General features: G+C 35.7%; 21 protein-coding genes. 15 read left to right on the forward strand and 6 right to left on the reverse strand.

What is annotated here, in order from left to right; genetic code table 11:
- Positions 1-127: 127 nt before the first annotated feature.
- Positions 128-1,018 (reverse strand): helix-turn-helix domain-containing protein, encoded by an 891-nt coding sequence (locus tag ASU02_RS07535; protein ID WP_057762589.1) that lies wholly within the window; start codon positions 1,016-1,018, stop codon positions 128-130.
- Between the two features lie 428 nt (positions 1,019-1,446).
- Between ASU02_RS07535 and ASU02_RS26355 the strand changes: the two genes are divergently transcribed.
- From ASU02_RS26355 to ASU02_RS07555, 5 genes are all read left to right on the forward strand, one after another.
- Entirely contained in the window at positions 1,447-1,596 is a 150-nt protein-coding gene (locus tag ASU02_RS26355; RefSeq protein WP_157684492.1) for a hypothetical protein, read from the forward strand.
- Positions 1,597-1,700: 104 nt separating this feature from the next.
- Positions 1,701-2,450 carry a glucose 1-dehydrogenase gene (locus tag ASU02_RS07540; protein WP_057762591.1) on the forward strand — a complete coding sequence of 250 codons (750 nt, stop codon included), beginning with the start codon at positions 1,701-1,703 and terminating at the stop codon, positions 2,448-2,450.
- 102 nt (positions 2,451-2,552) lie between these two features.
- Positions 2,553-3,512: a peptide-methionine (S)-S-oxide reductase MsrA gene (gene msrA / locus ASU02_RS07545; RefSeq protein WP_057762593.1), complete on the forward strand. Its 960-nt coding sequence runs from the start codon at positions 2,553-2,555 to the stop codon at positions 3,510-3,512.
- Positions 3,513-3,783: 271 nt separating this feature from the next.
- Positions 3,784-4,284 carry an Lrp/AsnC family transcriptional regulator gene (locus tag ASU02_RS07550; RefSeq protein WP_057762595.1) on the forward strand — a complete coding sequence of 167 codons (501 nt, stop codon included), beginning with the start codon at positions 3,784-3,786 and terminating at the stop codon, positions 4,282-4,284.
- Positions 4,284-5,447, forward strand: a complete 1,164-nt coding sequence (locus ASU02_RS07555) for an aminotransferase (protein ID WP_057762597.1) — start codon at positions 4,284-4,286, stop codon at positions 5,445-5,447. The genes ASU02_RS07550 and ASU02_RS07555 overlap by 1 nt, the downstream gene beginning before the upstream one ends.
- A gap of 61 nt (positions 5,448-5,508) precedes the next feature.
- On the opposite strand, the gene ASU02_RS07560 is transcribed toward ASU02_RS07555, so the two are convergent.
- The 4 genes from ASU02_RS07560 to ASU02_RS07575 all read right to left on the reverse strand — a co-directional run bounded on the left by ASU02_RS07560 (position 5,509) and on the right by ASU02_RS07575 (position 9,996).
- Entirely contained in the window at positions 5,509-7,449 is a 1,941-nt protein-coding gene (locus ASU02_RS07560) for an FtsX-like permease family protein (RefSeq protein WP_057762600.1), read from the reverse strand.
- A complete protein-coding gene (locus ASU02_RS07565) occupies positions 7,439-8,200 on the reverse strand; it encodes an ABC transporter ATP-binding protein (RefSeq protein ID WP_057762602.1) in 762 nt (253 codons plus the stop codon). Before ASU02_RS07565 ends, ASU02_RS07560 begins: the two co-directional genes overlap by 11 nt.
- A 103-nt stretch (positions 8,201-8,303) precedes the next feature.
- Entirely contained in the window at positions 8,304-9,308 is a 1,005-nt protein-coding gene (locus ASU02_RS07570) for a sensor histidine kinase (RefSeq protein ID WP_057762604.1), read from the reverse strand.
- Positions 9,301-9,996, reverse strand: a complete 696-nt coding sequence (locus ASU02_RS07575) for a response regulator transcription factor (RefSeq protein ID WP_057762606.1) — start codon at positions 9,994-9,996, stop codon at positions 9,301-9,303. The genes ASU02_RS07570 and ASU02_RS07575 overlap by 8 nt, the downstream gene beginning before the upstream one ends.
- A gap of 389 nt (positions 9,997-10,385) precedes the next feature.
- Here ASU02_RS07575 and ASU02_RS07580 point away from each other — a divergent pair, with 389 nt between their 5' ends.
- The 10 genes from ASU02_RS07580 to ASU02_RS07620 all read left to right on the forward strand — a co-directional run bounded on the left by ASU02_RS07580 (position 10,386) and on the right by ASU02_RS07620 (position 19,810).
- On the forward strand, positions 10,386-11,363 hold the full coding sequence (locus tag ASU02_RS07580) for a ring-cleaving dioxygenase (RefSeq protein WP_057762608.1): 978 nt from the start codon (positions 10,386-10,388) through the stop codon (positions 11,361-11,363).
- Positions 11,364-11,676: 313 nt separating this feature from the next.
- On the forward strand, positions 11,677-11,838 hold the full coding sequence (locus ASU02_RS26360; protein ID WP_157684493.1) for a hypothetical protein: 162 nt from the start codon (positions 11,677-11,679) through the stop codon (positions 11,836-11,838).
- Between the two features lie 21 nt (positions 11,839-11,859).
- Positions 11,860-12,615 carry a GTP pyrophosphokinase gene (locus ASU02_RS07585; RefSeq protein WP_057762610.1) on the forward strand — a complete coding sequence of 252 codons (756 nt, stop codon included), beginning with the start codon at positions 11,860-11,862 and terminating at the stop codon, positions 12,613-12,615.
- A gap of 22 nt (positions 12,616-12,637) precedes the next feature.
- Positions 12,638-13,258: a TetR/AcrR family transcriptional regulator gene (locus ASU02_RS07590; protein ID WP_057762612.1), complete on the forward strand. Its 621-nt coding sequence runs from the start codon at positions 12,638-12,640 to the stop codon at positions 13,256-13,258.
- 153 nt (positions 13,259-13,411) lie between these two features.
- A complete protein-coding gene (locus ASU02_RS07595; RefSeq protein WP_057762613.1) occupies positions 13,412-14,197 on the forward strand; it encodes an SDR family oxidoreductase in 786 nt (261 codons plus the stop codon).
- A 120-nt stretch (positions 14,198-14,317) separates the two neighbouring features.
- Complete coding sequence (gene htpG, locus ASU02_RS07600) at positions 14,318-16,198, forward strand: molecular chaperone HtpG (protein ID WP_057762615.1); 1,881 nt, start codon at positions 14,318-14,320, stop codon at positions 16,196-16,198.
- Between the two features lie 69 nt (positions 16,199-16,267).
- Positions 16,268-16,741, forward strand: a complete 474-nt coding sequence (locus tag ASU02_RS07605) for an SRPBCC family protein (protein ID WP_057762617.1) — start codon at positions 16,268-16,270, stop codon at positions 16,739-16,741.
- Positions 16,742-16,824: 83 nt separating this feature from the next.
- Positions 16,825-17,793 (forward strand): bile acid:sodium symporter family protein, encoded by a 969-nt coding sequence (locus tag ASU02_RS07610; protein WP_057762619.1) that lies wholly within the window; start codon positions 16,825-16,827, stop codon positions 17,791-17,793.
- A gap of 31 nt (positions 17,794-17,824) precedes the next feature.
- Entirely contained in the window at positions 17,825-18,751 is a 927-nt protein-coding gene (locus tag ASU02_RS07615) for a DMT family transporter (protein ID WP_057762620.1), read from the forward strand.
- Positions 18,752-18,763: 12 nt separating this feature from the next.
- Positions 18,764-19,810 carry a DmpA family aminopeptidase gene (locus ASU02_RS07620; protein WP_057762622.1) on the forward strand — a complete coding sequence of 349 codons (1,047 nt, stop codon included), beginning with the start codon at positions 18,764-18,766 and terminating at the stop codon, positions 19,808-19,810.
- 605 nt (positions 19,811-20,415) lie between these two features.
- Here ASU02_RS07620 and ASU02_RS07625 read toward each other — a convergent pair.
- Positions 20,416-22,320: an endonuclease MutS2 gene (locus tag ASU02_RS07625; protein WP_057762624.1), complete on the reverse strand. Its 1,905-nt coding sequence runs from the start codon at positions 22,318-22,320 to the stop codon at positions 20,416-20,418.
- Between the last annotated feature and the right edge of the window lie 290 nt (positions 22,321-22,610).

The raw sequence follows: 22,610 nt of genomic DNA on the forward strand, positions 1-22,610 counted from the left end.
AATTCAGGTTTCGGTACATTCCTTATTAGTGGAATACTGATACTGGCAATTATTTTTGCATATGTAAAAGGAAAATAAAGCAGTTCAGACAAATAAGAGGGACATTATTTTGCCCCTCTTCCCGTAACTAATCACTGCCTAGAAATTCTCCCTTTTTCTTGTATATCATTTGAATGTATTCTTGTCTATCTAATAATTGGAAAATGAAAATGGATGTTTTAAATGCATTTCTTATTTTTTGTAGATCAGCATCTAATTCTTCCAAGGACAGGCCTTGTTGGTAATAAAGCTGACCAGCCATTGATACATCTTCATTTTCTGAAGAAAGTTTAATTCCTAATTCAGCATGGATTAGGGAATGTTCATAATCCTGCTGTAAAAAATACAGTTTGGCTAAATTATAATGAATTTTTATTTGAAAACGATGATGCTGTTTAAGAAAATCATGATAGGATAGTATGGTATTATATTTCTGCAGACTTTTTTGAAACATACTATTTTCTGCATAAATAATCGCGATGCTGTTTTGGATTTTGAAATCTATAAAGTCTTGTCCAAAAAGGGGATGATTATTGTCTAATAAGTCTTCAAGCATACTTACTGCTTTTTTCCAGTTTATTTTTTTTAAATAGTAACTAGAAATGATATATACCCAATTAATTAATTGATCAAATTTGTATCCTAAATTCCTAGGAGATTGTTTTAGTTCGTTAGAGGTAATTTCAAATGTTTCATTGTAGTCTTTTTTTTTCATTAATTCTTCAAGCATACATTCAGTGTCTTGTATGTAGCCTTGCGCATCATTCAATAATATTTTATAAAAGTAATCCAAGCTTACTTTTAATCTGATCGAGAGTATATATAGTATATCTACGCTTGGATATCCCCTTCCAGCTTCAATGCCACTGATAGTTGCTTGCGTGCAAATCCCTTCTGCAAGCTGAGCCTGTGAAAGATTATTTGATTTTCTTAATCTTTTAATTTCTTCGCCTAGAGCTTTAGCATTTAAAACTATCATTTTCTCACCATTATATAAAAAATTTTATATTATTTTAGAAAAAACTATTATTTCCAACTATTATTATATCATACCCCTTTTAACAGCCTAGAATCGAGAACGCAACAAAATATGAAATCTTTTAGAATACAGTTATAAATATAAGGGTAGGGTGATGAAAAAATGAAAAAAGTAGTAGCAATTCTATTACTAGCAGGAATTTTATTTTCACAAGTTGGTGTTTCCGTTCCAAAAGTAAGCGCATCTGAAAAAGATGTCACACTGCCGTTCGAACATTAATATATTGTTAGATAAATATCCAAAGCATGTCCTTGCTTTGGATATTGACATTTTAAAAAATAAGGATATCAGCTACAAGATGTTTGAGATAGTAATGAATTACTCATACAACCCTGGTATTGGGCAACCTTTATAAAGGTGGGGATGATTTGGTATTCTTAGGTAATAAGGTGAAATATAATGAGGATATCTATATTATTGTACATATTTATGAATCCGGTTTTGTGGAAATTAAAGATATCAAACATCTTTATAATGTAGAGCTGGTTCGAATGTCAGATATTAAGGTAATCGAATAATCGTAACGATGCACTCATTAATCCAATGGGTGTTTTTTTTCTTTTTTGCATTAAAAATGCAATAATGTATAAATAAATAATATGGATGAAGGGGTCGCGGGAAAATGGATTTCAGAAAAAAAGTTGTTGTAATAACCGGTGCATCTAATGGAATTGGAAAAGGATTGTCTTCTGCTTATGCTGAAAAAGGGGCGATAATTGTCATTGCTGATATGGATGAGGAAGCTGGAAGAAGAATTGCGTCAGATATTAATAGCCATAATGGAAATGCCCTTTTTATTCAGACAGACGTCCGGAAAGAAAAAGAAATCATACATTTAATGAAAACTACGAAGGAGGTGTATGGGCAAATCGATATCCTGATTAATAATGCTGGCATTTCAAAATGGAAGTCGCTGTATGAATTATCAGCAAATGAGTGGGATGATATTCTACATACAAATCTTCGCAGTGTATTTCTTTGTTCAAGAGAGGCAGCGAAGTTTATGAAAGAAAATAAAAATGGCGGAGCGATTGTCAATCTTGCTTCCACGCGTGCACTAATGTCAGAACCGAATTCGGAAGCCTATGCAGCCTCAAAAGGAGGAATTATTTCCTTAACACATGCGCTTGCTGTTTCGTTAGGTCGTGACAAAATTACTGTTAATGCCATTTCACCTGGTTGGATTGAAACAGGTAATTATTCTGATTTAAGAAAAATTGATCATGAGCAGCATCCATCTATGCGTGTTGGCAAGCCAGAAGATTTAGCTAGAGCTTGCTTTTATTTAACATCAGAAGAAAATGATTTTGTAACGGGTGTCAATCTTGTGGTTGATGGAGGGATGACACGGAAAATGATTTATGAAGAGTAAACAGCTTCATTAGTGTTTTTCTTTTAGATATAGTGGTAATCTTAGAATATATTCTTGATGCAATATTAATAATGTGTTTTTTTATAAAGGAGTGGTGTAACAGTGTCTAATAATTATGAAAAAGCAACTTTTGCTGGTGGCTGTTTTTGGTGTATGGTAGCGCCATTTGATGAGCAGCCGGGGATTAAAGAAGTAGTTTCTGGATATACTGGCGGACATACTGAAAATCCTTCCTATGAGGAGGTTTGTTTAGATACAACAGGTCATTATGAAGCCGTTCAGATTACGTTTGACCCAATGATTTTTCCGTACAAGAAGCTGCTTGAGCTTTTTTGGCAGCAAATTGATCCAACAGATGCGGGTGGCCAGTTTAATGACCGTGGTCAATCTTATCGAACAGCGATTTTTTATCATAATGAAGAACAAAAACAAATGGCTGTAGCTTCGAAACAGGAGCTTGCAGCTAGTGGCCGTTTCTCCAAGCCGATTGTTACGGAAATTTTACCAGCTTCTCCTTTTTATCATGCGGAAGAAAAGCATCAGCATTATTATAAAAAGAACGCTTTTCATTATAATCTATATAAAGAGGGGTCCGGCCGTGCTCCCTTTATCCGTGAAAACTGGAAAAAGACGAAAAGCGATGATCAGCTGCGAAAGGATTTAACGGAGATCCAATATGAAGTTACTAGAAATAATGCTACAGAGCCTCCATTTCGAAATGAATTTTGGAATCATACAGAGGAGGGGATATATGTAGACATTATCTCTGGAGAGCCATTGTTTAGCTCAAAGGATAAATACGATGCAGGCTGCGGGTGGCCAAGCTTTACAAAGTCATTGCGGAAGTCAGAAATTGAAGAAAAATTGGACACTTCACATGGCATGCGCCGTATTGAAGTTCGTTCAAAAACGTCTGACTCTCACTTAGGGCATGTTTTTGATGATGGTCCGGGTCCTTTTTATAATCGTTATTGCATTAACTCTGCGGCACTTCGATTTGTTCCGAAAGGTAAATTGGAGGAAGAGGGGTATGGCGAGTATAGGAGTTTGTTTGAAAACTAAATGTTCCATTAAATAGCTAATAAGCGCATGTCCCATTATATTTGATAATGGACATGCGCTTATTTTTTTAAATTGGAGCACAAAGTCTTTTAAAATTTCTTGTATTCCTGATTGCTCAAAGCTCAATATTAAATACTAGCTTGACTCATATCTCTTCCCAAAATGCAGATACTGTTAAAAAAGAACGGTTATTCTATGGAAATGGATTCTATTCGAATCGATTCGGATTTGATATAATAAGACGTATTTTTTGATATATGGAGGTTCATCGATGAAACTGACTGAGAAAGAATTGGAAATTGTAGAGATTTTGGAAAAAGATGCGCGTATACATACGGATGATCTTGCCAAAATGGTTCAATTAAGCTTGCCAGTAACAAAAGAGATCATCAAAAAGCTCGAAGAACAAAAGATCATTGTGAAATACACGTCAGTGATTGATTGGGGGAAAGTAGAAGATCATTCAGGTTTAACCGCTATGATTGATGTAAAGGTTACACCTCAGCGCGGCGTAGGCTTTGATGAAATAGCAGAAAGAATTTACCGTTATAAAGAAGTAAAGTCTGTTTATTTAATGTCAGGTGCCTATGATTTATCGGTTGAAATTGAAGGGAAATCCATGAATGAAGTGGCCCATTTTGTTTCGCAGAAACTCTCGACGCTGGACTCTGTTATTTCAACAACTACTCATTTTATATTGAAAAAATATAAGCATGATGGAACTATTTTTGAATCTGATGATGATGACAAACGAATTGTGGTGTCACCATAATGAAGAAAAACTATTTATCAAAAAAAGCTCAAGCATTAAAACCCTCGGGTATTCGCAGGTTCTTCGATTTAGCTGCCGGTATGAAAGGGGTTGTCTCACTAGGTGTTGGTGAGCCTGATTTCGTCACCCCCTGGACGGTTAGAGAGGCTGCTATTCTCTCCATCGAACAAGGGTATACATCCTATTCGGCCAATGCGGGTTTGCTAGAGCTAAGGAAAGAAATTGCTAGTTACATGCAAAAACAATTTAATGTGGCGTACTCTCCAAGTACAGAAATTATTGTTACAGTTGGAGCAAGTCAGGCGATTGATATCGCGATGAGGACCATTCTAGATCCAGGTGATGAAGTTATTATTATTGAACCATGCTTTGTCTCGTACTCACCAATGGTTGAAATGGCAGACGGTGTTCCGGTTCATGTGCAGGCATTAAAGGAAAATGATTTCAAAATATTGCCTTCACAGCTGGAAGAAGTGATAACTGAAAAGACGAAAGCCATTATGCTCTGTTCGCCAAATAATCCAACAGGATCGATGCTGAATAAAAAGGAACTAGAGGATATTGCAGAGATAGCAGATAAATATGACTTACTTGTCATTGCAGATGAAATCTATGCGGAGCTTGTATATGATGAGGAATACACAAGTCTTGCATTAATAAATGGAATGAGAGAAAGAACCATACTAATTTCTGGTTTTTCAAAAGGATTTGCCATGACAGGCTGGCGACTGGGATTTGTTTGTGCACCTGAAGAAATCACACAGGCGATGCTGAAAATCCATCAATATGCCATTATGTGTGCACCAACAATGGCTCAATTTGCTGCTATTGAAGCACTAAAAAATGGTCGTTCAGATGTAGAGGAAATGGTGAAAAGCTACCGAAGACGCCGAAATTATATTGTCCAGTCTTTCAATGATATGGGTTTAACGTGCCATCTGCCAGGCGGAGCATTTTATGCATTTCCATCGATAGAGTCAACTGGCCTAAGCTCTGAAGAGTTTGCAGAGCGGCTTTTACTAGAGGAGAGTGTGGCTGTTGTTCCAGGAAATGTCTTTGGTGCTAGCGGGGAAGGACATATTCGCTGTTCCTATGCGACCTCCATGGAGCAGCTGCAGGAAGCGGTCAAACGAATGAAGCAATTTATTGAAAAAATAAGTTAATATAGAAAAAGCGCTTGTCTCCCTATTATTTATTTAGAGGGAGCAAGCGCTTTTTATCTAATTACAACGCATCTTTGATAACTTTTTTAGAATATAGAACAGATAGGACTCCAAAAATGGAATACAAAGCTGTGTAAAGTACCATAACAATGATCATTGGTGTCCATACTTCAGAGCCAAATAAAAACCATCCTGATTGAACAGCAAAATAGCTGTGCAGAAGCCCAATGACAAGGGGAATCCCAAAATTAAAGAATTGTTTTGCTTGAATTCCTTTTAAGAGATCTCCCCGGGTAAATCCAAGCTTTCTTAAAATTGTATAATTTGGTTTTTCATCTTCACTTTCATCCATTTGCTTGAAATAGAGAATACAGCCAGATGTAATCAAGAAAGTTAACCCTAAAAATCCAACAATGAACATGATTAGTCCCATGTTTATTTTTTGATTTGTGCTCATGTCTAATTGGGAATCAGCTCGACCAGTGAAATGAATATTTTGAAAAAGTTTATTTGCTTTTTCAAGGTTTTTATCATTGATTAGATTAATACTGATATACAAATTAGATTCCATTTGGATTTCCGTATTTAGATCGTTCTTCATTCGTTCAAATATTGATTCATCTACAATTGCAACAGGCAAGCCTCCGCCAGTGAAATAATAGGGAACAATAAATTCTTTATTCAAGCCTATAAATTTCTGGGGGATTTTTTCAGACTTCCCTAGTAATGTTATATCGCCAGATTCTTTTAAAGTCATAAATTTATCCAGCAAATCATTATAACCAGTAAAAAGTGTTTCATTTGATGATAAATCTAAATCTTCAATTTCGGTGTCACTTACAACAGGAATTTGCATGATATCAGGATTAAAGTTCATCCCATCCATATTAAAATCAGCTATATTCTTTATATTTGCTCCAATCTGGATGACATCAATCGCTTTCTCCGTGTACTTGATATGATTATCATCTAAAGCTTTTTTTAATTGTTCCGCATCCTGCTTGTTTGTTAAAGCAAAATGGGATGGAACATTGTTCTGAGCGCTTTTTTCAGCTGAGTAATAGGATATAAAGCTTAATGAAAGTAAACCAATAGCAAGTGCTGAAACTGTTGTAATAATAGTAAGTAATAAAGCATTTGATCTCATTCTAAACATAATGGTTGAAAGTGATAGCACCTCATTGATATTCAAATAGCCATCTTTCTTCTTTCGAATGAGATTAAAGATAAAACTAACAGATCCTTTATAAAATAAATAGGTCCCTAATATGACAGATCCAAGTATAAAGAGCATGGCAATCAGCAGCTCTATCATAGAGGTAAAATCTCCGCCAAAAAGCTTAGAGGAAACATAATAGCCCAAGATAATTAGAATAATTCCAACTATCCCTATGAAAATTTCAAAAATAGACAGTTTTTTTACTTTTCCTTCTGTATTTGAGGTTACCCTAAATAAAGAAAGAATGGTTTGTCTTTTTATAAATAGATAGTTCATCAGCATGATGAGTAAGTAGATCGCACCAAATACGATAACCGTCTGGACTAGCGCCTTTAGTGAAAACTGAAGTGAAGCGATTCCTTCAATCCCTGTTATTTTTAATAAAATCATAATGATTAATTTTGAGACTGAGAAACCTAATAATATACCGACAATTAATGAACCAGTATATAAGATAAGGTTTTCTAAAGTTAGAGTACGGAAAATTTTGCCCTTGGTCATGCCGATTAATTGAAATAAGCCAACTTCTTTGCTGCGTCTTTTAATAAAAATATTATTGGCATATAAAAGAAAGATTGAGACAATCGCAATTAGCAAGACCGTTGCGGCACGGATGGATGCAGCTCCCTTTACAGACCCCTTTGTTTCATCCATGGATGGATCGTATTGTAATGTGACAAACGCGAAATAAAGTGCAACACTAAAGATTAGAGCAAAGACATAAAGATAATAGTTCTTTAGATTTTTCTTCAGATTGCGGATGATAAGATGATTAATGCTCATTCTGCACCCCGCCTAGAATCGCCTGTGTTTTCATGATGTCATTAAAGAAGGTTTGCCTTGTTTCTTCGCCTTTATTTAATTGTGTATAGATTTGCCCATCTCTAATGAAAATCACGCGATTGCAATAGCTTGCCGCAACAGGGTCATGAGTAACCATAATAATCGTTGCTTGTCTTTTCTTATTTAATTGACTTAATTTGTTCAATAAATCAGAGGCAGATTTAGAGTCAAGGGCACCAGTAGGTTCATCAGCAAAAATGATGCTTGGTTCATGGATAAAAGCTCTCGCGGCTGACGTGCGCTGTTTTTGTCCGCCGGATATTTCGTTTGGATACTTATCCTTTAACTCCAGAATCCCTAAATCTGCAGCAACTTCATTGAATTTTTTATCTGCTTCTTTTTTGGATATTTTTCGTATAGAGAGCGGCAATAAGATATTCTCTTTTACTGTAAGTGTATCAAGCAAATTATAATCTTGAAAAATGAAGCCTAAATAGTGCTTCCGAAAAACTGCTAGCTGCTTTTCCTTCATACTCGTCATTTCTTTGCCTTCAATCATTATAGATCCTGAGCTCGATTTATCTATAGAGGATAGTACATTCAGAAGGGTAGTTTTTCCTGATCCTGATGCGCCCATAATACTGACAAATTCTCCTTTGTCTATTTTTACATCTATGCCCTTTAAAACTTCTTGCTTGTTAAATTTATTGCCATAGCTTTTATGGATCTTACTAGCTTCGAGTATATTCATTGTCTTCTCCTTTAAAAGTGAAATTCTATTTTTATTATAGAGTGCTCCATTTTTCTTTTCCTTCGATTGTCCGAACAATTAAGAATAGCATGTGACAATTTTGTCACATGCCTGTTATGTTTACAAATTCATTCTTTTTCGGAAAAATGAGTGTAAAGGTGGTTCCTGCGTTAAGCCTCGATTGGACATTGATGCGAACTTGCAGCGAATCTGCCGCTTTTTTAGTCAAATATAATCCCATACCCGTTGATGAAGTATCATGATGATTGGTTGTTGAGGTAAATCCTTTATCAAAAATACGTGATAGGTCCTTTTGATCAATGCCTCGGCCAAAGTCTCTTACTTCAAGCTTCGTATGCTCATCCTCCTGATAGCTCCTAATAATAATATCAGCAGAATCACTATATTTCACTGCATTTGTTAACAGCTGACGGATAATGAAACTAAGCCATTTCGTATCGCTTAGCACTTCTTCTACTTCTAAATTAATGTCAAACCCAATGCCTTTTTGCATACACCAGGACTGTAATGTTCTTATTTCCTTGAAAATCAAGTCCTCCAAATTCGTATGTTCGATATATAAATCATTTTTAATAAACGGAATCCTTTTTTGATGAAGCTGCTGATCAAGTAAAAGATGAATCCGCAGCCATTCATAAGTCATCTGAGTTTTTAGCATTTTATCTTCTATTCGGTCAATCATTAAATGCATAGCTGTTAAAGGTGTTTTTACCTCATGAATCCATAACAGCAACTCATCCTTTTCTTGTTCCAGCAACAGCAGATTTTGTTCTGATTCATGCTTTAATCTTTTTATTTGATTAGAGATGCTATTATCGATAATCCATTCAAAAGGACTGTCTGGCTCTGGAATGTTTGAAACATCAAGATCATCTTCACGTTCTTCTAGGCATTGATAAAATCGGGATTCTTTAATATAGCGTACATAGATAAAGACCATAAAAATAATCGTTGATAAAAAAACATAATATTGAACAGATCGAAAAGAACCTGCCGAATCTATATATCCGATGATAAGCGCGAGCAATTGGATTGAAACAAAAAAGACGATCCAGCTGCGTCTTTCTTTGAGAAAGGTTCTAATCATGGGGCAGTTCCTCTTCAATCGCTATATATCCTTGTCCGATCTTCGTTTCTATATAACAGCCTAATCTGATTTCATCTAGCTTTTTCCTCAGTCGATTAACATTAACTGTTAATGTATTATCGCTAATAAATCGCTCATCATCCCAAAGGCTTGTAATGAGTTCCTCTCGGCTTACGATTTGATTTTTTCTATCAATAAGCAGTTTCAATATAAAGATTTCATTCTTTGTCAATTCTACTGTCCCGACATCATTAGTAATTGTATTTTTCTCGAAATCGATTTTCGCATCATACCAGGTTTTTAGATTAGTCACAGTCGAATTGTAATTATAGACACGACGGAGAATTGCCTGTATTTTGGCAACCAGTACATCAAAATGAAAAGGCTTCTGTATAAAATCATCTGCGCCGAGCTGCATGGACATCACCATATCAGTTGGATGATCACGTGAGGAGAGGAAAATAATGGGAACGTTTGAGTGACTTCTAATTATACGGCACCAATGAAATCCGTCGAATTTAGGCAATTGAATATCGATAATGACTAAATCGGGACCCACAGCCGAAAATTCCTGAATGACTTTACTGAAATCTTGAATACCGTATACATCGTATGACCAACCAGTTAATCGTTCCTTAACTTCATGAAATAATGTACGATCATCTTCTATTAATAACAGTTTAAACATTGCAAGCACCACACTTTTTCTTAGTAACTAAAATAATTGTAAAGGAAATTCTTATGATGTGCTAGAAAAGAAAGGATTGGGAATGATAGAAGGAGGCTTTACATTAAAGTTAAACCATGTTATATTTATCTCGAAATCAAAATATATTAATTAAGTGTATTTTTATCACTGATTTACTGCCACTCACTTCAATAATCTAGGGAAACAAAGAAGAGCATGTGTGGAATCAACTGCCAGTAAATATCAAAGAAGGGTAGGATTGTTCTATTCATGCGTTGGCATGAGAACCCGTGGCGTATTTGAGATTGATTGGTCTGACTATCCATTCGTGGGGATAAAAACCTCTTTAAGAATGGAAGTTAAACTTTATATAAATGGAGGAGAAGTAAATGAATGGATTAAAAGGAATTCACCATGTAACAGCTATTACAAGCAGTGCAGAAAAAAACTATAATTTTTTCACATATGTTTTAGGAATGAGATTAGTTAAGAAAACAGTAAACCAAGATGATATTCAGACTTATCATTTATTTTTTGCGGATGATAAAGGCAGCGCAGGAACGGATATGACCTTCTTCGATTTTCCCGGGATTCCAAAAGGTGTTCACGGAACGAATGAAATTTCAAAAACATCTTTTCGTGTTCCAAGTGATGCGGCACTTGACTATTGGGTGAAGCGATTTGATCGGCTTGAAGTTAAACATACGGGAATAAAGGAGCAATTTGGCAAGCTGACTCTTTCGTTTGTTGACTTTGATGAGCAGCATTATCAGTTAATTTCAGATGAAAAAAATAATGGAGTCAAGGCAGGAACTCCATGGCAAAAAGGGCCGATTCCACTTCAGTATGCGATTACTGGCTTAGGTCCCATCTTTGTTCGGGTCGCAAATTTTGACTACTTCAAAGAAATGACGGAAAAGGTTCTATTATTTAAGGAAATAGATCAAGAAGGTTCATTCCATTTGTTTGAGGTTGGTGAAGGAGGAAATGGAGCTCAGGTTATTGCCGAATACAATGCTATTCTCCCACAGGCAAGACAAGGATACGGTACAGTGCACCATGCTGCATTCCGAGTTGAAGACCGCTCTGTTTTGGAAGAATGGATTGAACGAATGGCTAGCTTTGGATTTCAAACATCTGGCTTCGTTGATCGTTTCTTTTTTGCATCCCTTTATGCAAGAGTGGCCCCACAAATTCTTTTTGAATTCGCTACAGATGGTCCTGGGTTTATGGGTGATGAACCATACGAAACATTGGGTGAGAAGCTATCCCTTCCTCCATTCCTAGAACATAAACGAGAGCAAATTGAAAAGTTAGTTCGGCCGATTGATACAGTCAGAAGTACAATAGATTTTGTGAAAGAATAATTTGACGCCTTACTGCGCATTTGTGCAGTAAGGTTTTTTTATTATTAGAAATTGTTATTTTTGAGCGAGATGACACAATTGCCCGAGAATGGTAAAAAAAGAAAACATCGCTCATAAGAATATGTCTGAAATGCTCAAAATTAGTAAAGAAGGCACAACTGCCATTAGTTATGCATCGAGAAAACATAAAGGAGACCATTCTGGAATACTGGACTTGACTTTAAATAATAGGATTGTTTAATTTTAATGAATGACATGGTGTCATAAAAAGGATTGACATATGACATAGTGTCATTTAGAATAGAAGTATAAGATGACAAGATGTCATATTGGAGTGAAGCAAACAATGGAAATTGAAAAATTAAAGAAGCTTATTAATGAGTTAAAATCGAAAGGCGTAAATGCTTCATTATGCAAAAGACCAGCAATCATTCAAAAACCAATAAATAAACCAATTACTGCCATAAGCCATTAATCGCACGTAAAGGAGATAAACATGGAAAGTACGGCACCTAGCAATTTACAGCAATTAAAGACATTGAAAACAGAACTAATTCGTTTCATGATGTCATACAAATTTGCACTGGACGAAATGAATACGAAAATAGATATATTAAAACAAGAATTTCAATATATTCACGACTATAATCCGATAGAACATGTGAAATCCAGGATAAAATCTCCTGAAAGTATCCTAAAGAAGATACAGAGAAAAGGATATGAGCTATCCTTGCCATCGATTAGAGAACATATTAGGGACATTGCGGCAATTCGCATTACCTGTTCTTTCATTTCTGATATTTACGAAATTAGCAGTATGCTCCAGAATCAAAAGGATATAACCGTTGTTGAATGTAAGGATTATATTAAAAACCCAAAGCCCAACGGATATCAAAGCTTGCATTTGATTTTGAAAATTCCTATATTTATGTCCGATCGAGAGGACCATATCCATGTAGAAATTCAAATCCGAACCATCGCTATGGATTTTTGGGCAAGCTTAGAACATAAAATTTATTACAAGTACAATAAAGAGGTCCCGCAAACGATTAAAGATGATCTGCGTGAGGCCGCAATGACTGCAGCTCAATTAGATAAGAAAATGGAGAGCATTCATAAAGAAATGAATAAAATTAAAGAACTTTTAAATCATGAAGAAGACTTAAACGAACTGTCAATCAATAATGAAAGATTCCGTCTCCCTGTAGACTTTTTATTACCAATTATGAAAAAAGCTAATCTAGTTGAATAATTTGTAGATAGGAAGCGAGCAAATGCCCAAAATTACGTTTTTTAATTTACCTGAAGATAAGAAGGAAACATTAATCCATGCAGCAAAAAAGGAATTCTCAAGGGTACCTTTATACGATGCTTCGATTGCGAATATAATTAAAGAAGCTGGCATCCCCCGGGGCAGTTTTTATCAATATTTTGAAGACAAGGAAGACGCTTTTTTCTTTTTATTAAATGAACTTACGAAAGAACATAAGTATATTTTTATTCACATATTAACCAGAAATAATGGTGACATTTTCGAAACAATGATTGAATTTTTTCGAATCATTATCTCTGAAGAAGAAAATTTTAATTTCTTAAAAAATACCTTCTTAAATATGACTCATCGGATCGAAAGTACTTTTTCTAGAAGCTTCAGTTCGAATGAGAGAAATGAAAGCTTCGAGAAATTTAGTTCATTAATTGATAAGTCGTTGTTAAACATATTGGATGCGAATGAATTGTTTTATGTTTTGAAAATTATTGCAGCAGTAACTTTCCGAAGCTTTGTTGATAAATTTGCTCGGGATCTTCCGATTGAAGAAGCAATGAATTCGTACTTGATAGAAATGAATTTGTTGAAGAAGGGGCTCTATCGAGATATTCCAGAATCAACATAAGTTTTTTAAGGATGGGCTTATCCAAATGTTTTTCAGTTTGGATAAGCCCTATTTTTATATTGAAAAATTGATTTTTTCCCTTATTTCTTTAAACTGATATTAAAAGGGTGGATGATTTTGTTAAGCATGAATCAAATGAAGGGAGAGTGTTCGATGAATTTAAATCTAAACGGGAAAGTCGCACTTGTAGTTGCTTCTAGTCAAGGACTTGGAAAAGCAATTGCAGCTCAGCTTGCCAGAGAAGGGGCTCGTGTGATGATTACGAGCCGAAGTTTAGTGAAACTACAAAAGGTGCAGGCAGAATTGCTTCAAGAACCTCACTGTGAAGTGAAATATCATGTTGCTGACGTAACTAAGCTAGAGGATATTAAAACTCTTGTAGAAAAAACAAGGGAGGTCTTCGGGGATATTGATATTTTAATAAATAATGCAGGCGGACCGCCTGGTGGTAATTTTGATCAATTAACTGATGAGGATTGGGAAAATGCCTTTCAGTTAAACTTATTTAGTTATGTCAGAATAATTCGCGAAGTACTGCCTGATTTAAAGAAAAACGGAGGCAAGATTATTAATATTGCCTCGTCCTCGATTAAACAGCCGATTCCAGGGCTGATCCTATCAAATACGTTCCGTTTAGGGTTGGTAGGGATGACAAAAACTTTAGCAGAAGAGCTTGGTCCGTATAATATATTGATTAATACGGTAGCTCCAGGCAGAATTGCTACCGAGCGAGTTGACTATTTAGATCAATTAAATGCAGATAATCGTAATGTATCTAAAAATGTAATCGTTGGAGAAGCAATCAAAGCAATCCCGCTCGGAAGGTACGGGACACCAGAGGAATTCGCAAATATGGTTACTTTTCTTGCTTCAGATGCAAATACATATATTACTGGCAGCTCGATTTTAATTGATGGCGGTATGGTAAAAGCTTTATGAAAAAATAAGTTCATATATTGACTAGAAATACTAGGATATGTTATTAAATTAATAAAAGGTTTTAGCACTCTGGAGAGTAGAGTGCTAAAATAGTGAATAGAACTGAAAGGAGCGCTTAAAATGGAAAAAAAGCAATTTCAAGCTGAATCTAAAAGACTATTAGAAATGATGATCAACTCCATTTATTCTCAAAAAGAAGTATTTTTACGTGAGTTGATTTCTAATGCAAGTGATGCGATTGATAAAATCTATTATAAGGCATTAACAGATGATAATTTAACCTTTGAAAAGGATAACTACTACATAAAGGTTGTTCCAGATAAAGAAAAACGGTTGCTGAAAATTATGGATACTGGTATAGGAATGACCAAAGAGGAGCTGGAAAACAATCTCGGAATTATTGCGAAGAGCGGCTCTCTAGCTTTTAAGACTGAAAATGAAATTAAAGATGGTCATGATATTATTGGTCAATTTGGTGTTGGTTTTTATGCAGCATTCATGGTTGCAGATGTTGTAACTGTAATCAGTAAGGCTCAAGGAAGTGATGAAGCTTTCAAATGGGAATCAGAAGGGGCAGATGGCTATTCAATCGAGCCTGTTCAAAAAGATTCAGTTGGAACAGAAATCATTTTGAAAATTAAAGAGAATACAGAAGATGATAATTATGATGAGTATTTAGAACAATATTCATTAAAATCTATCATCAAAAAATACTCCGATTTCATTCGCTACCCGATTAAGATGGATATGAGCAGCAGCCGTCCGAAAGAAGGCAGTGAGAATGAATATGAAGAGTATATTGAGGAACAAACAATCAACAGCATGGTGCCAATTTGGCGGAAAAACAAAAGCGAGCTGTCTGATGAGGATTACGAGAAATTTTACATGGAGAAGCGCTATGGATTTGATAAGCCGTTAAAGCATATTCATGTAAGCGTCGATGGAACGATTCGCTACAATGCGATTCTATTTATCCCGGAGAAAATTCCATTCGATTATTATTCTAAGGAATTTGAAAAAGGATTAGAGCTCTATTCAAATGGCGTTTTAATTATGAACAAGTGCGCAGATTTACTTCCTGATTATTTCAGCTTTGTCAAAGGGATGGTCGATTCAGAGGACCTTTCACTCAATATCTCAAGGGAAATCCTTCAGCATGATCGCCAGTTAAAGCTAATTGCTAAAAATATCAGCAAGAAAATCAAAAGTGAGCTTCAAGGCTTATTAAAAAATGACCGTGAAAAATATGATGAATTCTACAAATCCTTTGGTCGCCAATTGAAATTTGGTGTTTACAGTGATTTCGGCAGCAACAAAGAGATGCTTCAGGATTTATTAATGTTCTATTCATCAAAAGAGAAGAAAATGGTCACACTCGATGAATATGTTTCAAGAATGCCTGAGGATCAAAAATTTATTTACTATGCTTCTGGCGATTCAGTGGAAAGAATAGATAAGCTTCCACAGACAGAGATCGTTGCTGAGAAAGGCTATGAGCTCTTATATTTTACAGAGGACATCGATGAATTTGCTATCAAAATGCTGATGACTTATAAAGAGAAGGAATTCAAATCTGTCTCTAGCGGTGATTTAGGCATTGAAGCGGATGAAAATGATAATAACAATGATGAGCAGAAAGAGGAAAATAAAGAGCTCTTTGATGCGATGAAAGAAATTTTATCAGGAAAAGTCAAGGAAGTAAGAGTTTCAAAACGGTTGAAATCACACCCTGTATGCCTATCGGCAGATGGGGAAGTAACGATCGAAATGGAAAAAGTATTAAATATGATGCCTGACAATCAAAATGTAAAGGCAGATAAAGTATTAGAAATCAATTTAAACCATGATGTATTTAAGTCATTAAAGGATGCTTTTGAAAAGGATAAAGAAAAATTAAGCTTATATACAAATCTTCTTTATAATCAAGCACTTCTTATCGAAGGCTTGCCAATTCAGGATCCTGTTGAATTTACAAATGACATTTGCAAGGTAATGGTATAATAATAAAAAGTCAGCCCTACTAATTGAGTGAAGTAGGGCTGTTGTATTATAGTTGGGAGGTATTTACATATGCTCGCAGTTATAGAAAGCACTGAAGGCGGTTATTGTGCCATATTTGAACGTCACCTCAATCATCCAGTTAATCAAGTTTGGGGAATGCTGACTGAAAATGAAAAATTGGGAACCTGGTTTCCTGAGTTAAAGGCAGATGAACTACGTGAAGGCGGATATATTAAGTTTGATATGGGTGATGGCACGTTTGAAAAAATGGAAATTCTCGAGTTAACAGATGAGGCTGTTTTAGAATACACATGGGGTGAGGACATCGTCCGTTTTGAATTAGCAAAAGAACCTAATGGGTGCAGGCTCGTTTTAATTGAAAAAATCAATAAACTCACCGATCATACCCCAAGAGATCTTGCCGGGTGGCATGTATGTTTAGATGTAATCGAGAAACTCCTTGATGGGAAAACTGTTAATTCCAGAAAAGTAGAATGGCAAAAATGGTATGAGCAATATGTAACAGCAGTGGAAGATTTATGATCATTGCTTTTGGCAAAGAAAACGGTTTTTCCGAATAAAGGAAGAATCGTTTTCTTCTAATAATCTAATGAGGAGAATAGATTTTGTTACAAAAATTAAACAAACAACTAGAAAGAATGATGCCCGTAATCACGCCAACTAGTGTTGTACTAGGTGTTTTGTTTGCTGGCATTCTCAAAGACTATTCGTTTTTTATTCCATGGATTTTTGCATTTATGACATTTGCAGGCAGTCTTAGCTCCAATTTTTCCTCACTAAAACAAACTTTGAATCATCCATTCTCCTTGATTATTGTTCTTTTTATTTTACATATTTTGATGCCAGCATGGGCTTGGGGAGTTGGACATATCGTATTTAGCGGGGATTTATATACGATTACTGGCTTTATTTTAGCAATGGCAATACCGACAGGGATTTCTAGCTTTATATGGGTTTCAATTTACCGAGGAAATATTCCTTTTACACTAGCAATCATTTTAATTGATACATTCCTTTCTCCATTTATCGTGCCTTTAACTCTATCTATCCTAGTCGGTGAAAAAATAGAAATGGATATCTTTAGCATGATGGAGGGCTTAATTGGCATGATTGTTCTTCCTTCACTCCTTGGTATGCTATTGAATCAATGGACAAATGAGAAGGCAAAGGATGTATGGAGTCCGCGTCTAGCACCATTTTCAAAGATGGGCATGGGTTTAGTTGTTATGTTAAATGGTGCTGTGGTGGCTCCGTATTTGCAAGAAGTGAATATAAAACTAATCATTATTACGGTGACCGTTTTTTTCATTGCGTTTACCGGTTACTTATTTTCATTTTTTATAGGGAAATGGTGTAAGTGTGATAAAGAAACAATTATTGCTTTAACCTTTACCGGCGGAATGAGAAATATTAGTGCAGGAGCTGTTATTGCGGTTTCTTACTTTCCTCCTCAGGTCGCAGTACCAGTCGTTATTGGCATGCTCTTTCAGCAAGTATTGGCATCCATTTATGGGTTGATGATGGATCGCCATTTTAATCGAACGCGTATCATTAAAGAAAAGCAAGCCATGTAAACAAATGTAATTGATGAAAGAAGTGACTCGAATGAAAAAACAACAGATCTATTTTATTTTGTTTTTAATAATGGTTGCTTGGGGATTCAATGTAACCGCGACTAAAGTTTTAGTCGAGAATTTTATGCCTGTGACAATGACAGCACTGCGTATTTTTGTTTCGGGGTTGACTGTTTTTATTTTCCTTTTTTCAATAAAGAAAGTCCGAATGCTTACAAAGAAGGAATTCATTTATGTCTTTATTGGCGGATTATTAAATGTGGTCGCACACCAGTATTTTTTATCGACAGGTCTTGCACAGACATCCGCAGCAAATGGGGGATTGATCCTCGGACTTGGACCACTGTTAACGGCTATTTTGGCAGTAATATTTTTAGGAAGTTCATTAACAAGTATTCGTATCATTGGAATTGTACTAGGACTTGCTGGCGTATCTTTTATCGTCTTTCAGGGCAGCGGGGGAAATGCAGGTGTTTCCGCGGGGGATATTTTTATATTCATTTCTATTCTTGCTCAGGCAGCAAGCTTTATCCTTATAAAAAAAGGATCAGAGTCATTGGACCCAAGATTAATGACTGGCTACATGCTGGTAATAGGGGCGGCAATTCTATTTATTATTAGTTTATTTGTTGAACCAAAAGGATTAGCTAGCATGGCCAATCATTCAATCAATTTATGGGCTATCTTCTTTGCTTCCGCGATTATTGCAACAGCAATGGGACATATGGGCTATAACAGTGCAATTGGAAAAGTTGGGGCAGCAGAAGCATCTATGTTCCTTAATTTAAATCCTTTTTTCGCACTTGTAGGGGCAGCTTTCTTTCTAGGAGAGAAAATTACCGTTACCCAAGTGTTGGGCTTTATCCTTATATTATTTGGTGTAGTGCTTGGTTCTGGTGCTTATGAAGAGATGTATCGCAAAATTAAGAGGAATAAGAATATGACAGTTGCAAAATAGGGGGAAATACTTGTGAAATTAAGAAATCGTGGAATGACAATTGGAGCCCTTTTACCGGGAAAAAAGAACTGCATAACTGATGTGGATGGTGTAAAAGTTGGCCATTTGACCTTGGACTATCCATTAGATGATGGAGATTATGCATGCACCGGTGTGACCGCTATTCTTCCTCATGGGGGAAACCTCTTCAGAGAAAAAGTGGTTGCAGCAAGCTATGTGTTAAACGGGTTCGGAAAAACAACAGGTCTTGTCCAGTTAAATGAGTTAGGCGTGCTTGAATCGCCAATTATGCTCACAAATACATTCGGTGTGCCAGCAGTTACACAGGGAACCTTAGAGTACATACTACAAGAAAACCCTGAGATCGGTGATACAACAGGTACAATAAATATTGTTGTTGGTGAATGCAATGATGGTCAGTTAAATTCAATTAGGAAATTTCCTGTGAAGCCAAATCATGCGATTGATGCCATACAGACTGCAACGGCGGATATTTCTTTAGAGGGGGCTGTTGGCGCAGGAAAAGGCATGGTTTGCTTTGGATATAAAGGTGGCATAGGTTCCTCATCTAGAGTGATTGAAGAGGGAGTTCAAACATATACAATTGGCTGTATGGTTCTTAGTAATTTTGGAGGGAAGATAGAGTTTCCTTTTGAAAAGTATCCTGGGATTAAAGACGTTAGGAAAGGAATTGATGAAACATCAGATGGATCCATCATTATGGTTCTTGCAACAGATGCTCCGTTAAGTGACAGACAACTATTACGTGTTGCCAAACGATGCGGCATTGGCTTGGGCAGAACAGGCAGCCATTTTAGCCATGGGAGCGGGGATATTGTTATTGCATTTTCAACTGCAAATAAAATTCCCCACAATAGTGAAGCAGTTCTTCAAACTGTAACACATATTAGGGAAGATCATCCATTAATGAACCAGCTTTTTGCCGGTGCAGCAGAAGCAACAGAGGAGGCTATATTAAATTCGCTCTCCCAAGCTGTTACAACAAAAGGGAGAAACGGGTTAGTCGTAGAATCGATGTTTGGTTTAAAAAAAAGATAACAATAATAATATTATGTAAACAAGATGCACTTCCCATAACTGACGATAAAGGGGACAAGGAGTTCATAAAGAGGTTATAGGACCCGAAAATTACAATAAAAGGGAAAAGAGGGTTCATAAAGAGGTTATAGGACCCGAAAATTACAATAAAAGGGAAAAGAGGGTTCATAAAGAAGTTATAGTGCCCATAAATTACAAAAAAAGGGAAAAGAGGGTTCATAAAGAAGTTATAGGACCCGAAAATTACAATAAAAGGGAAAAGAGGTTCATAAAGAGGTTATAGGACCCGAAAATTACAATAAAAGGAAAAAGAGGGTTCATAAAGAAGTTATAGTGCCCGGAAATTACAAAAAAAGGGAAAAATGGGTTCGTAAAGAGGTTATAGGGTCTGGAAATTACAATAAAAGGGTAAAGCGGGTTCATAATGAGGTTATAGAACCTGAAAATTATATTAAAAGGGAAAAATAGGTGTATAAATACCCTTTATAACCCAAATATTACATATTTAGGAAAGTTATCTTTAATAATCATTTAGTGACCAGTATTAAAGTAAAAAAATACTGGTCACTAAATATTTTATGCAAAATAGCGTGGCATCCTACACTTTATTGGTCCTTTCGATTTCTAATCTCTTTACTCACTTTTTTCAATGCCTTTTTTGAGCCTCTTTCTATATCTCGGTGGAATTTTCTCTCTTCATAAGTGACAAATAAAGAATTTATATCGTATCCATCAGGGTATAATTCGCTTGCCTTAATCTCCAGTACCAGTCTTTTTGCATTTACTTCTAGGAATGTATCATTAAAAAGAACAGCTACATGATTAAATGAATCTTTCTTTTTGTAGACGATGCCATAATCATCATATTCTGTTAGCTTTACTTTATCTCCAACTTCAAATTCATACTCGGCTGTTTCTTCAAATGTCTCTTTCTTGGTTTTACGTATCTTGCTTTCATTTACTCGCTCTAAATCGTAATTTTTATTCTCTATATATTGTTGTGCTTTTTGCAAAATATGTTCAGCGATATTCATTTTCCTAGCTATCCAGAGCGCATTGCTATCTCCAGACTTCCCAATTAATAATTTATACAGTGGTTCAAGTGTCTCACTATTGAATTGCATCGCGGCATTCATGAAATCGCTATGGATTTCTGAATATCGTTTAATTTCTCCATAATGTGTGGTCGCAACTGTAAGACATCCCTTTTTGTAAAATTCCTCAAGAATGGCGATGGCTAATGATGCCCCTTCATTTGGTTCTGTTCCACTTCCGATTTCATCAAAAAGCAGCAATGTATGATTATTTGATGCACTCAATATTTCTGATAGATTTTTCATATGAGATGAAAAGGTACTGAGCGAGTTTTCAATGCTTTGATTATCGCCAATATCGACAAATATATGATCAAACACAGCCAGCTCTGTTCCTTCCTCAGCAGTTATGTGAAACCCTGACATAACCGCTAGTGACAAAATGCCAATTGTTTTCAGGACGATTGTTTTTCCGCCTGCATTTGGACCGGTAATAATTAAACTGCGGTATTCGTTTCCAATTTCGAAGTCTAGCGGCACTATGGTACCTCGTAAAAGGGGATGCCTGCACTTCACAAGTTTGATATATCCATGATTATTTAATTTCGGTTCAATGGCATCCATACTTTTACTAAATTTTGCCTTTGCAAAGATCATATCGTACTGCGCTATAAGTTCAATATTTATCTTAATTGCTTGAATCCCTTCAAGGATTATTCCTGAAAGGGTAGCTAAAATTTGATATTCCTCGATGGCTTCCTCGGATTTTAGAACAGCTAATTCTGCATTTAGTTTAGAAACAGCTGCAGGCTCGATAAACACAGTGGAACCTTTAGAGGAAATTTCAACGATTGAACCAGCCACTTTATTTTTATAAGATGCTTTAATAGGAATGGTAAACCTATCGCCCTTTTTGCTTATAAAAAATTCTTGAATGCACTCTTTATTTGCACTGCTTCTTAAAAATTTATTTAACAGATCCTCGATTTTTTCTTCCGTATTTGAAATATGATTACGAATTCGTTTTAACTCTTTGCTTGCTTCGGAATCCACACTGTTTCCTTTGATTGAGAAATTAATTTCATCTTCAATCCCTCTAAACTCAGTCATTGAGCGTGCATAAGAGTGTAAAATTGGAGCAAAGAATTCTTTATCTGCCATAAATTTTTTAATGTTTCTGCAGCCTCTTAAAAAATCGGATATTGCTATTAGCTCTGAAGGACTTAACATCATGCCTTTTTCGAGCTTTTCAATGTGAATGCCGATATTTGTAATCCCCTTTAACGGAAGATGGTTTTCAGCATTCAATAAATTTCGTGCCTCCGTTGTCTCATTTAATCGGTTTTTTACAACCTTCATGTTTGTACTAGGCTGAAGTTTATCAAGTAATCCTTTACCAAGACTGCTAATACAGTAAGATTTTACGATTTCTTTAAGTTCATTATATTGTAATTTTTCAAATGTCATTGTATTCATGTTTGCCTCCATCGTATTGTTTTTTAGATAAAAAAATGCCCGCAAAAATGCTCCTACCTTTCCGAATAACAAAAAAATCCGTTATTTGGATAGAAAGCTCCTGCGGGCATATGCATTGTTAGAAACAAAGCATACCTATCGTAAAAACAATAAGAAGAATGAAGCAAAAAAGCATGACAGGACAAATCCCGCCATGCTTTTCGCTATAACATACTTATATGCTACACGAATATATGGAAAAGGAAGCAGTCTTTAGGTAGGTATTCACAATGAAGCACATTGTGAAAAAA

The organism is Cytobacillus praedii, from assembly GCF_001439605.1.
Lineage (GTDB): Bacteria > Bacillota > Bacilli > Bacillales > Cytobacillaceae > Cytobacillus > Cytobacillus praedii.

Coding starts and splice junctions, on each gene's coding strand:
- ASU02_RS07535 (WP_057762589.1), bottom strand. CDS start 1,018: ATGATAGTTTTAAATGCTAAAGCTCTAGGCGAAGAAATTAAAAGATTA.
- ASU02_RS07540 (WP_057762591.1), top strand. CDS start 1,701: ATGGATTTCAGAAAAAAAGTTGTTGTAATAACCGGTGCATCTAATGGA.
- ASU02_RS07550 (WP_057762595.1), top strand. CDS start 3,784: ATGAAACTGACTGAGAAAGAATTGGAAATTGTAGAGATTTTGGAAAAA.
- ASU02_RS07555 (WP_057762597.1), top strand. CDS start 4,284: ATGAAGAAAAACTATTTATCAAAAAAAGCTCAAGCATTAAAACCCTCG.
- ASU02_RS07560 (WP_057762600.1), bottom strand. CDS start 7,449: ATGAGCATTAATCATCTTATCATCCGCAATCTGAAGAAAAATCTAAAG.
- ASU02_RS07565 (WP_057762602.1), bottom strand. CDS start 8,200: ATGAATATACTCGAAGCTAGTAAGATCCATAAAAGCTATGGCAATAAA.
- ASU02_RS07570 (WP_057762604.1), bottom strand. CDS start 9,308: ATGATTAGAACCTTTCTCAAAGAAAGACGCAGCTGGATCGTCTTTTTT.
- ASU02_RS07575 (WP_057762606.1), bottom strand. CDS start 9,996: ATGTTTAAACTGTTATTAATAGAAGATGATCGTACATTATTTCATGAA.
- ASU02_RS07580 (WP_057762608.1), top strand. CDS start 10,386: ATGAATGGATTAAAAGGAATTCACCATGTAACAGCTATTACAAGCAGT.
- ASU02_RS26360 (WP_157684493.1), top strand. CDS start 11,677: ATGACAAGATGTCATATTGGAGTGAAGCAAACAATGGAAATTGAAAAA.
- ASU02_RS07585 (WP_057762610.1), top strand. CDS start 11,860: ATGGAAAGTACGGCACCTAGCAATTTACAGCAATTAAAGACATTGAAA.
- ASU02_RS07590 (WP_057762612.1), top strand. CDS start 12,638: ATGCCCAAAATTACGTTTTTTAATTTACCTGAAGATAAGAAGGAAACA.
- ASU02_RS07595 (WP_057762613.1), top strand. CDS start 13,412: ATGAATTTAAATCTAAACGGGAAAGTCGCACTTGTAGTTGCTTCTAGT.
- htpG (WP_057762615.1), top strand. CDS start 14,318: ATGGAAAAAAAGCAATTTCAAGCTGAATCTAAAAGACTATTAGAAATG.
- ASU02_RS07605 (WP_057762617.1), top strand. CDS start 16,268: ATGCTCGCAGTTATAGAAAGCACTGAAGGCGGTTATTGTGCCATATTT.
- ASU02_RS07615 (WP_057762620.1), top strand. CDS start 17,825: ATGAAAAAACAACAGATCTATTTTATTTTGTTTTTAATAATGGTTGCT.
- ASU02_RS07625 (WP_057762624.1), bottom strand. CDS start 22,320: ATGAATACAATGACATTTGAAAAATTACAATATAATGAACTTAAAGAA.